Here is a 10,473-nt window from a genome sequence, read left to right on the forward strand (position 1 = left end):
TAGTCACGCGTCGCGGCGGTTCACCACGACGGTCGCCGCGACGAACACGGCGGCGACGACTGCGGCGAAGTACGCCAGCGAGCCCAGCCGGTCCCATGGCATCGAGTACGTCGGATACAGCCACTGCACGTCGGCGAACACGAACGCATTGCCGAACGGCAGGTACGGGCCAACCTGGGAGCCGACGTCGGGCAGATTGCCGAGGATCGGCTCGACCACCAAGGGCCAGAGCAGCAACACCGCGACCGCCCCGGCGGCATGGCGCAACAGGGTGCCGACGCCGACGCCGAGCACGGCGGCCAGCGCGGCGAACAACGCCAACGCCCCGACAACGCGCCACACCCCCGCTTCGGTCAACGACAGGTGCATGCCAAGCAGCGGGGTGGCGGTCATCCTGGCCACCAGCACGGCGCCGAGCACCATGCCTGCGGTGTAGATGGCCGAGAATGCCGCGGTCACAACGGCTTTGGCGGCGACGACGAGCGTGCGGTTCGGCACCGCGGCGAACGTCGTGCGGATCATCCCGCTGCGGTACTCGCCCGTCATCGTCATGGCCGAGAGCACCATCAGCACCGGAACCCCGAAGACCGCCACGCCGACCGCGGCCTTCTCCGGCGACAGACCCGCAGCGCCGTAGGCCGACGAGCCCTGCAGCGCCGCGACGCCGAGACTCAGCGCGGCCGCGGCGATGCACGACCACAGCGGCGAGCGAATCGTGGACAGCTTGATGCGCTCGGCGTCGAGCGCGGCCAACACCGTCATCGGCTCGCCGTCCGGAACTCGACGTCGCCATCGGTGAGCTTCAAGTACGCCTCCTCCAATGAGGCCCGCTGGGCGGTGAGTTCGTGCAAGGTGATTCCGTTGCGGGCGGCCAGCTCGCCGACCACCTCGATCGCGACGCCTCGCACGGACAATGCCGAGCCGTCCGGATCCAGGGTGGTTTCGATGCCCGCGTCGGACAGCAGACCGTGCAGGTTGTCCAACTGAGGGCTGCGAACCCGGACGGCGGCCGCACCGGAACCGCTGACGAACTCGGCGACGGTGGTCGACGCGATGAGCTTGCCCCGACCGATCACCACCAGGCGGTCGGCGGTGTTGGCCATCTCGGAGAGCAGGTGGCTGGAGACGAACACGGTGCGGCCCTGCGACGCCAGCGTGCGCATCAGCGTCCGGATCCACCGGATGCCCTCGGGGTCCAGGCCGTTGACCGGTTCGTCGAACAGCAGTACCGGCGGATCACCGAGCAGCGCCCCCGCGATGCCGAGGCGCTGACTCATGCCGAGCGACAGGGTCCCTGCCTTCTTGTCCGCGGCCGTGGTGAGCCCCACCATGTCGAGCACCTCGTCGACCCGCTCGATCGCGATGCGATTGGTCGCGGCGATCCAGCGCAGGTGATCGCGCGCCGAGCGGTTGGGGTGCGCCTGCTTGGCGTCCAGCAGCGCCCCGACGGTGCGCAGCGGATGCGCCAACTGGCGGTAGGACCGGCCGTCGATGGTCGCCGACCCCGAGGTCGGACGGTCCAGCCCGAGGATCATCCGCATCGTGGTGGTCTTGCCCGCGCCGTTGGGACCGAGGAATCCGGTCACCACGCCCGGCTCGATCGAGCAGGTGAGGTCGTCGACGGCCCGGTTCTTGGCAAGACCCCGCCCGAACACCTTGGTCAGACCCGAGAGCTCGATCACCTGACCCATGCTCTCAGGTCAGCGCGGCGACGACGAGGTCTGCGACGGCGCGCATGCCTGCCGCATTCGGGTGCAGCGGTGCCGGCCGTCCCGGCAGAGGCAAACCGAGGCCGCTCGTCCACGGATCGTTCGACCAGGGGTGATGGTCGACGCTGGCATCGGCGGCGCGAACGAGTTCGCAACCGGTGGCGGCGGCCGCCGCTTCGGTGTGCCGCTTCAGCGTGTCGGCGACGTGTCGGGCGGCCGCGAGGTCGGCACTCGGGAAGGGCGCAGACGTGCCTGGAGGCGGTAACAAGGTCAGGTAGTCGACGAACAGCACCCTGGCTCGCGGCGCGCGCCGCCGCACCTCGCGACCGACGGTGATCAGCGAATCGGCCACCTGCGCCAGCGCGGTGTCACGCGCGGCGGGGTCGAGAAGTTCACGCAGCTTGGATCCGACGACGGGCAGCGAGCGCAGCAGTCGCGGCAGCCCTGCCGCGTACAACATCGGGACGTAGCCGGCGTCGTTGCCGCCGATGGTGATGGTGACCAGGTCCTCGGACCCGTCGATGGCATCGATCTGCGGCTGCGCGTGACGCTGCCGTTCGGTGAGGACGTGCGCGGTGGTGGCGCCGGAGAAGGTCACGTCGACCAGGTGGTGTCCGAGCCGCCGCGCCACCAGGTGCGGGTAGTTCACCGCCGACCGGCCCGACCCCGCAGGAGCGCCATCGGCCTTCGGCCGGATTCCCGGCCCAGCCGCCATCGACGAGCCGAGCGCGACGTACCGCCCGCTCACAGGCTGGGGCTCGACGCCTGCGCCCAGAACCGCTTCGGAATCCGCCCGGCCTCCCGCGCCAACCTGCCCGCGACCACCGCCGACGCCATCGCGGCCGCCATCACGGGCGGATCGGACGCCCGGGTCACCGCGGTGGCCAGCAGCACCGCTTCGCAGCCCAGCTCCATCGCGAGTGCGGCGTCGCTGGCGGTGCCGATGCCCGCATCGAGCACCACGGGAACCCCGGCCCGCTCGACGATCATCGCGATGTTGTGGGGGTTGGCGATGCCGAGACCCGTCCCGATCGGCGAGCCGAGCGGCATCACCGCCGCACACCCCACGTCCTCAAGGCGACGGGCGAGGATCGGATCGTCGTTGGTGTAGGGCAGCACGACGAAGCCGTCGTCGACGAGTTGCTCGGCAGCCCTGACCAATTCGATGGCGTCGGGCAGCAGCGTGCGGTCGTCGGCGATGACTTCGAGCTTGACCCAGTCGGTGTGCAGGGCTTCGCGGGCCAACTGCGCGGTCAGCACCGCCTCGGCCGCGCCGCGGCAGCCCGCGGTGTTCGGCAGCGGCGTGATGCCGAGCCGGTTCAGCAGGTCCAGCACCCCGGTGCCGCCGTCGGCGTCGACGCGGCGCATCGCGACGGTGGTCAGTTCGGTGCCCGACGCGACGAGCGCCTCCTCGAGCACCGCCAGGTTGGCCGCCCCGCCGGTGCCGAGGATGAGCCGCGACCCGAAGCTGCGGCCCGCAATCGTTAGCTTGGATTCAGCCACCTTGCACCGCCGTCACCACTTCCACCTTGGCTCCCTCGGACAACGCGTGCTCCCACTCCGATCGGGGCAGCACCGTCCAGTCGACCGCCACCGCGATGCCCTTCTCTGCAATGCCGAGCGTCGCCAGCAGCGCCGACACCGTGGTGTCGTCCTCGACCTCGACGGCTTCGTCGTTCACGGTCACCTTCATGCGGGCACACCCACCTTCAGTTCGGCCGCGATCCGATCAGCGGTCCACGGCGCCAACAAAAATCCGGACCGGCCATGGCCGGCCGCCACCAACGTCCGTTCGTCGAGCCTGCCGACGATGGGCACGCCGTCCGGCGTCATCGGGCGCAGGCCCGCCGCGCACTCCGCGAGTTCGTACTCGCCGAGCGCCGGCATCACTTCACACGCGTCGTCCAACAGGTCGCGCACCCCGGACACCGCGGGCGCGGTGTCCCGACCGTGCTCGTACTGGGTGGCGCCGACGACGACGCCGTCGGGGCGCGGCACCAGATAGACCTGCCTGCCGTGCACCCTGGCGCGAATCACGCGCTGCGGCACCGGCATACAGCCTCGACGCCAGCGCAGTCGCAGGACCTCGCCCTTGACGGGACGGATCGCAAGGCCCGGCCACAGCGCGGGCGCGTCGATGCCGTTCGCGATCACCACGGTGTCCGCGTCCCGCGCGTCGTCGAGCGAATCTACGGGCGGCGCCCATTCGACGCCGAGCCGCTCACAGTGCTGGGCCAGCGCCGCCACGAGCGCCCGGTTGTCCACCGCGAGTTCGGTTTCGGCGCGAAAGCCGTGCCGGATGCCCTGAGCGAGCAGCGGCTCGAGGTCACGGGCCGCGGTGGTCGGAGTCACCGGCTGGCCTTGGGCGGCAAGCCAGGCCGCGACGGTCTTCAGATCCTGGACGTCGGCCCGGTCGACCGCCACGACGAGCGATTCGCGGGCCGTCACCACTTCGGGGGGCAGACCGTCGAGGAACCCGTCGTGCCACATCCGCAGCGAGGCCAGGCCGATCTGCAGCAGCTGTTCCTCGCCCGGCCAGCCCTCGGTGTGCGGCGCGAGCATGCCGCCCGCCACCCAGGAAGCGCCAGGCTCTTGGGTTCGGTGCACGCGCACCGACCAGCCGTCGAGTGCGGCGCGGCGCGCGACCGACAGGCCGATGACGCCACCACCGACGACCGCCAGTGACCGGCCGTTCCGATCGGATGACATTCCTGCTCCCTTCGCCGGCATGACCCGGATCAGGTGTGACGGTAAGGACTGGCGCGGTCCACTCTCAGTCCCCGGTCCCGGGACTCCCGTGTGATGCGTCCACATTACTCGGACGTCCCCGTCAACGGCTAACCTCGCGGTCGTGCTGGATCCCCGCGAGCGCCTCGCCACGGCCAGGTTGTACCTCTGCACCGACGCCCGCCGGGAGCGCGGTGACCTGGCCGAGTTCGCCGACGCCGCACTTGCCGGCGGCGTCGACCTCATCCAGCTGCGCGACAAGGGCTCGATGGGCGAACAGCGGTTCGGGCCGTTGGAGGCGCGCGACGAGCTTGCGGCGCTGGACATCCTCGGCGATGCGGCACGCAGGCACGGCGCCCTGCTCGCGGTGAACGACCGCGCCGACATCGCACGGGCCGCCGGCGCCGACGTCCTGCATCTCGGCCAGGACGACCTGCCGCTGCTGCTGGCCCGTGACATTCTCCGACCGGGCCCGCTGATCGGGCGGTCCACCCACGACGCCGCGCAGGTGGCTGCGGCCGTCGCCGAGGAGGTGGACTACTTCTGCGTCGGACCGTGCTGGCCGACGCCGACCAAACCGGGCAGGTCCGCGCCCGGCCTGGACCTGGTCAGGGTGGCCGCAGAGACCGCGACGAAAAAGCCGTGGTTCGCCATCGGTGGGATCGATCCGCAACGACTGCCGGAAGTGCTGGCTGCGGGGGCGCGTCGCGTCGTGGTGGTGCGTGCGATCACCGCCGCGGACGACCCCACCGCCGCGGCGCGGGAGCTGGCGGCGGCGCTTACCGCTGCGGGTTGACCAACAGCGGAATCGACGCCGTCACCGAGCGGAGCCGATCCCAACTGGCGGCGAACCCTGGATGCAGCGGCAGATCCGCCACCTCGTCCTCGATCACCCACCGCAGTTCGGCGCTCTCCCGGTTGGGCACGGTGTCCAGCAGTTCGGGCGCATCGGCGATGACGGTGGTGTACGTCCAATGACTGCCCGACGCCGTTGCGGTGACGACCGTCGTCCGCACCGTCAGCCGATCGGGGGTCAGCCCGGCCTCCTCGTGCGCCTCCCTGACCGCGGCTTCCTCGACGGTTTCGTGGCTGTCGCGCGCGCCACCCGGAAGACCCCACGTGCCGCCTTGATGGCTCCACACGGCGCGGTGTTGGAGGAGGACGGCGGCGGTGCCGTCGGGGTGCGGAGCGCGCAGCAGCAGACCGGCGGCGCCGTGCCTGCCCCAGAAGTGGGCGCCATCGTCGGACAACACCCAGCCGTCACCGTCACCTCGCACGCGTTCAGGATAGGAGGTCTCGTCGCGTTTGCTTGCCGCCCGTGACGCGCGACGACATCGGCTGCCGCCGATTCCCCCCGCGCGCTGCCGACAACTCTTAGAATTTCTTCATATAGTTGAGCTCTCGAGAAAGTAGCCGGAAAGCTGAGGTCCGCGCACAGGTGACTGTGGAGTTGGCGCACCCTTCGACCGAGCCGCTGGCGTCGCGGTCGCCGACCACCCCCGCGCATCAACGCTGGTGGTTCCTTTGGACTACCCCCGGTCGCATTCTGACCATCGGGATGGTGTTGTCCGCGCTGGTGATCGCGTGCGCGTTTGCCACGTCGACCACCATCAACGATCGTCAGCAGGCGCTGACCACCGTCCTCAATCACACGGAACCGCTGGCGTTCGCGGCGGGCCAGCTCTACACCAAGCTTTCGGTCGCCGACGCCGCGGCAGCGACGGCCTTCATCGCCGGCGCCGAACCCCAGGACGTCCGCCAACGCTATGAACAGGCGATCACCGACGCGTCCGTCGCGGTCACCCGGGCTTCGAGCGGGTTGACCGACGAGCGGCTGGTACTGCTGCTCGGCCGGGTCAACGCGCGTCTGGCCGTATACACCGGTCTAGTGGAGACGGCGCGCACCAACAACCGCGCCGGGAACCCGGTCGGCTCGTCGTACCTGTCCGAGGCGTCGTCGCTGATGCAGCTGCAGATCCTGCCCGACGCGCAGCGGCTGTACGAGGAGACCTCGCAGCGCGTGGACGTCGAGACGACGGCATCGACGCGCATTCCCGCGCCCGTGATCCTGGTGGTTCTGGCGACCCTGCTGTTCGGCGCGTTCGCCAACCGCTGGCTGGCGCGCCGCACCCGGCGGCGGGTGAACATCGGGTTCGTCGCTGGCGGCATGGCCGTGCTGATCATGATCATCTGGGTCGGGACGGCGATCGTCATCTCCACCGCGGACAGCCGCAGCGCCAAGAGCACCGCCGCCGAGTCACTGAAGACGGTCACCACGATGGCGATCACCGCCCAACAGGCCCGCGCCGACGAGACGCTGTCGTTGATCCGGCGCGGCGACGAGGGCGTGCGCAAGCAGTCCTACTACCAACGCATCGACACCATGCAGCAGCAGCTGTCCGACTACCTCGGCCGCAGAGACGCGATCGACAAGAGCGATCTGGCCGACGCCGAACAGCTCCTGCGTCGGTGGCGCGCCGCCGACGACCGGATCAACGCCTACGTCGCCGTCGGCAACTACCAGGCCGCGACCCAGGTGGCCCTCGGTACCGGGGAGGACGATTCGACGCCGGCGTTCGACAAGCTCGACGCCGCGCTGAGCAAGGGCATCGAGGAGAGCAGGCAGCAGTTGCGTGGTGACATCGCCAATGCGCGGCGGGTGCTGTCGGGCGCGACGGTCGGTGCGGCGGTGCTGAGCGTCATCGCGGCGGTGGCGGTGGCGCTGGGGTTGTGGCCGAGAATGAGCGAGTACCGGTAATGAAGAGGCTTCTGGTTTCCTTCGTCGCGTTGGCCGTGCTGACCGGATGCGGTGAGGCGGCGCCGGTGATCCCGGCGCCGGGGGTGACGCTTGCCCCGCCCACGCCCGCGGGCATGGAGGAGGTGCCGCCGGAGCCCGTTCAGCCGGCGCGGGCCGACGACGAGCACTGCACGGCGAGTCTGCGGCCCTTCCCCACGAAGGCACAGGCCGACGCGGCCGTGTCGACGATCCGCAACCGGGGCAGGCTCATCGTCGGCCTCGACATCGGCAGCAACCTGTTCAGCTTCCGCGACCCGATCACCGGTGAGATCACCGGTTTCGACGTCGACATCGCGGGCGAGGTGGCGCGCGACATCTTCGGCACCCCTTCCCAAGTCGAATACCGCATCCTCTCGTCGGCCGACCGCATCGCCGCGCTGCAGAACAACCAGGTCGACATCGTGGTGAAGACCATGAGCATCACCTGCGAGCGCAAGAAGCTCGTCAACTTCTCCACCGAGTACCTGTCGGCCAACCAGCGGATCCTGGCGCCACGGGACTCCGCGATCAGGCAGGCCTCCGACCTCTCCGGCAAGCGGGTGTGCGCGGTGAAGGGAACCACGTCGCTGCAGCGCATCCAGCAGATCAACCCGCCGCCCGTCGTCGTGGAAGTGGTGACGTGGGCCGACTGCCTTGTCGCGCTGCAGCAGCGCCAGGTCGACGCCGTCAGCACCGACGACTCGATTCTGGCCGGGCTGGTGAGCCAGGATCCGTACCTGCACATCGTCGGTCCGAGCATGAACGAGGAGCCCTACGGCATCGGGATCAACCTGGAGAACACCGACCTGGTGCGGTTCGTGAACGGAACGCTTGAGCGAATCCGCCGGGATGGCACGTGGAACACGTTGTACCGCAAGTGGTTGACGGTGCTCGGTCCGGCGCCGGCTCCTCCCAGCCCGAGGTACACCAGCTGATGTCCGATCCACGGGAAGACGACGACGTGACGGATCCGGGCACGCAGCGCTCGGAGGTCACCTGGGATTCGCTGTCGACGATGCGGCCGATGTCCACCCAGGCCCTGTTCCGGCCCGCCTTCGACGATTCGGACAGCATCTCGGTCGGTACCGCCGACACCGAACCGCGTGACCAGATGACCACGGTGACGCGGCGGTGGTCACCGAGCCGGCGGATCGGCGGCGGCCTCGTCGAGGTGCCGCGCGTCCAGGCGCGCGATCCGCTCGCCGCGCTGATGAAGAATCCGGTGGTCGCCGAGGCCAAGCGGTTCTGCTGGAACTGCGGCAAGCCGGTGGGCCGCTCGTCGTCCGACGGCAAGGCACTGTCGGAGGGCTGGTGCCCGTACTGCGGGAGCCCGTATTCCTTTCTGCCGCAGCTGAGTCCAGGCGACCTGGTGGTGGACCAGTACGAGATCAAGGGCTGCATCGCCCACGGCGGGCTCGGCTGGATCTACCTCGCGTTCGACACGAACGTCAACGACCGCCCGGTGGTGCTCAAGGGCTTGGTGCATTCGGGTGACGCCGAGGCGCAGGCGATCGCGATGGCCGAGCGGCAGTTCCTCGCGGAGGTCACCCACCCCGCGATCGTGAAGATCTTCAACTTCGTCGAGCACGAGGACAAGCACGGCGACCCCGTCGGCTACATCGTGATGGAGTACGTCGGCGGAACGTCGCTCAAACAGCCCAAGGGACACCGGCTGCCGGTGGCTCAAGCGATCGCGTACATGTTGGAGATCCTGCCCGCCCTCGGCTACCTGCATGCCAGCGGGCTGGTCTACAACGACCTGAAGCCCGAGAACATCATGATCACCGAGGAGCAGCTCAAGCTCATCGACCTCGGTGCGGTGTCGACCATCAATTCGTACGGATTCCTTTATGGCACACCGGGTTACCAGGCGCCGGAGATCGTCAAGACCGGGCCGACGGTGGCTACCGACATCTACACGGTCGGCCGCACGCTGGCCTCGCTGACGCTGGACCTGCGCACCCGCAACGGTCGCTACGTCGACGGTCTGCCCGCCGACGATCCCGTTCTGAAGCAATACGATTCGTTCGGCAGGCTGTTGCGGCGGGCGATCGATCCCGATCCGCGGCGACGGTTCGCCAGCGCCGAGGAGATGTCGGGTCAGCTGCTCGGCGTGCTGCGCGAGGTCGTCGCCCATGACACCGGGGTGCCGCGGCCCGGCCTGTCGACGGTGTTCAGCCCGTCCCGCTCGACGTTCGGCGTGGATCTGCTGGTCGCCCACACCGACGTCTACCTCGACGGCCAGGTGCACTCGGAGAAGCTCACCGCGCAGGAGATCGTCAGGGCGCTACCGGTTCCCATGGTCGATCCGGCCGACGTCGGCGCCACCGTATTGTCGGCGACGATGCTGAGCCAGCCCGTCCAGACGCTCGATTCGCTGCGCGCGGCCAGGCACGGCACGCTGGAATCCGAGGGCATCGACCTTTCGGAGTCGGTCGAGTTGCCATTGATGGAGGTGCGCGCGCTGCTGGACCTCGGCGACGTCGCCAAGGCCAACCGCAAACTAGACGATCTTTCGGACCGCGTGGGCTGGCGCTGGCGGTTGGTGTGGTTCCGCGCCGTCGCGGACCTACTATCGGCTGACTACGATTCGGCCACAAAGCATTTCACCGAAGTGCTGGACACGCTGCCCGGCGAGTTGGCGCCGAAGCTCGCATTGGCGGCGACGGCCGAACTGGGCGGCGCCACCGATGAGGGGACCTTCTACAAGACGGTGTGGAACACCGACAACGGCGTGATCTCTGCCGGCTTCGGGTTGGCCAGGGCGCAGTCGGCCTCCGGTGCGCGCGAAGCCGCCGTGAAGACGCTCGATCAGGTGCCGCCCACCTCAAGGCATTTCACGACGGCGCGGCTCACCAGCGCCGTCACCCTGCTGTCCGGACGTTCCGGCAGCGAGATCACCGAGCAGCAGATCCGTGACGCCGCGCGCCGTGTGGAGGCCCTGCCCGACACGGAGCCGCGGGTGCTGCAGATTCGGGCACTGGTGTTGGGTACCGCGATGGACTGGCTGGCCGAGAACACCGCAAGTACCAACCACATTCTGGGCTTCCCGTTCACCGAGCACGGCCTGCAGCTCGGCGTCGAGGCGGCGTTGCGCGGACTGGCCCGGTTGGCGCCCACCCAGGCACACCGCTACGCGCTGGTAGACCTCGCCAACAGCGTGCGTCCGACGAGCACGTTCTAGGCCAGTGGCTCGAGGAAGCCGCTCTCAGAAGGGTGGTGGTTCGTAGGTGGCGGCGCGCCAGGCTCGTCGTTGGCGTC

Annotated in this window: 11 protein-coding genes and 1 riboswitch; of the genes, 4 read left to right on the forward strand and 7 right to left on the reverse strand. The window is 69.4% G+C overall.

Annotated elements, in window-relative coordinates:
- Positions 1 to 3 precede the first annotated feature (3 nt).
- The 6 genes from N536_RS0136875 to thiO all read right to left on the reverse strand — a co-directional run bounded on the left by N536_RS0136875 (position 4) and on the right by thiO (position 4,418).
- Positions 4 to 762: an ABC transporter permease gene (locus tag N536_RS0136875; RefSeq protein WP_029118199.1), complete on the reverse strand. Its 759-nt coding sequence runs from the start codon at positions 760 to 762 to the stop codon at positions 4 to 6.
- Positions 759 to 1,682 (reverse strand): ABC transporter ATP-binding protein, encoded by a 924-nt coding sequence (locus N536_RS0136880; protein ID WP_029118200.1) that lies wholly within the window; start codon positions 1,680 to 1,682, stop codon positions 759 to 761. The genes N536_RS0136875 and N536_RS0136880 overlap by 4 nt, the downstream gene beginning before the upstream one ends.
- A gap of 13 nt (positions 1,683 to 1,695) precedes the next feature.
- Positions 1,696 to 2,457 carry an SGNH/GDSL hydrolase family protein gene (locus N536_RS0136885; RefSeq protein WP_029118201.1) on the reverse strand — a complete coding sequence of 254 codons (762 nt, stop codon included), beginning with the start codon at positions 2,455 to 2,457 and terminating at the stop codon, positions 1,696 to 1,698.
- Positions 2,454 to 3,212 (reverse strand): thiazole synthase, encoded by a 759-nt coding sequence (locus N536_RS0136890; RefSeq protein ID WP_029118202.1) that lies wholly within the window; start codon positions 3,210 to 3,212, stop codon positions 2,454 to 2,456. The genes N536_RS0136885 and N536_RS0136890 overlap by 4 nt, the downstream gene beginning before the upstream one ends.
- A complete protein-coding gene (thiS, locus tag N536_RS0136895) occupies positions 3,205 to 3,402 on the reverse strand; it encodes a sulfur carrier protein ThiS (RefSeq protein WP_029118203.1) in 198 nt (65 codons plus the stop codon). The genes N536_RS0136890 and thiS overlap by 8 nt, the downstream gene beginning before the upstream one ends.
- Entirely contained in the window at positions 3,399 to 4,418 is a 1,020-nt protein-coding gene (gene thiO / locus N536_RS0136900; RefSeq protein ID WP_029118204.1) for a glycine oxidase ThiO, read from the reverse strand. The genes thiS and thiO overlap by 4 nt, the downstream gene beginning before the upstream one ends.
- Positions 4,408 to 4,518: riboswitch (TPP riboswitch) on the reverse strand. Its footprint overlaps the gene before it by 11 nt.
- 42 nt (positions 4,519 to 4,560) lie before the next feature.
- Between thiO and thiE the strand changes: the two genes are divergently transcribed.
- The gene (gene thiE, locus N536_RS0136905; RefSeq protein WP_029118205.1) at positions 4,561 to 5,232 is read left to right on the forward strand and encodes a thiamine phosphate synthase; all 672 of its coding nucleotides are present in this window, start codon (positions 4,561 to 4,563) and stop codon (positions 5,230 to 5,232) included.
- Here thiE and N536_RS0136910 read toward each other — a convergent pair.
- On the reverse strand, positions 5,216 to 5,713 hold the full coding sequence (locus N536_RS0136910) for an NUDIX hydrolase (protein ID WP_029118206.1): 498 nt from the start codon (positions 5,711 to 5,713) through the stop codon (positions 5,216 to 5,218). The genes thiE and N536_RS0136910 overlap by 17 nt on opposite strands.
- Before the next feature lie 161 nt (positions 5,714 to 5,874).
- Here N536_RS0136910 and glnX point away from each other — a divergent pair, with 161 nt between their 5' ends.
- The 3 genes from glnX to N536_RS0136925 are packed head-to-tail and all read left to right on the forward strand — an operon-like array spanning position 5,875 to position 10,396.
- Positions 5,875 to 7,194: a protein kinase G-activating protein GlnX gene (gene glnX, locus N536_RS0136915; RefSeq protein WP_029118207.1), complete on the forward strand. Its 1,320-nt coding sequence runs from the start codon at positions 5,875 to 5,877 to the stop codon at positions 7,192 to 7,194.
- Entirely contained in the window at positions 7,194 to 8,147 is a 954-nt protein-coding gene (locus N536_RS0136920; RefSeq protein ID WP_029118208.1) for a glutamate ABC transporter substrate-binding protein, read from the forward strand. Before glnX ends, N536_RS0136920 begins: the two co-directional genes overlap by 1 nt.
- A complete protein-coding gene (locus tag N536_RS0136925) occupies positions 8,147 to 10,396 on the forward strand; it encodes a serine/threonine-protein kinase PknG (RefSeq protein ID WP_029118209.1) in 2,250 nt (749 codons plus the stop codon). The genes N536_RS0136920 and N536_RS0136925 overlap by 1 nt, the downstream gene beginning before the upstream one ends.
- The last annotated feature ends 77 nt before the right edge of the window (positions 10,397 to 10,473 follow it).

This window comes from Mycobacterium sp. URHB0044 (assembly GCF_000620625.1).
Taxonomy (GTDB): Bacteria; Actinomycetota; Actinomycetes; order Mycobacteriales; family Mycobacteriaceae; genus Mycobacterium.

What these genes read in the sequence shown, in the direction of transcription:
- thiS (WP_029118203.1), bottom strand. Translation starts at nt 3,402, where the DNA reads ATGAAGGTGACCGTGAACGACGAAGCCGTCGAGGTCGAGGACGACACC.
- thiO (WP_029118204.1), bottom strand. Translation starts at nt 4,418, where the DNA reads ATGTCATCCGATCGGAACGGCCGGTCACTGGCGGTCGTCGGTGGTGGC.
- N536_RS0136920 (WP_029118208.1), top strand. Translation starts at nt 7,194, where the DNA reads ATGAAGAGGCTTCTGGTTTCCTTCGTCGCGTTGGCCGTGCTGACCGGA.
- N536_RS0136925 (WP_029118209.1), top strand. Translation starts at nt 8,147, where the DNA reads ATGTCCGATCCACGGGAAGACGACGACGTGACGGATCCGGGCACGCAG.
- N536_RS0136875 (WP_029118199.1), bottom strand. Translation starts at nt 762, where the DNA reads ATGACGGTGTTGGCCGCGCTCGACGCCGAGCGCATCAAGCTGTCCACG.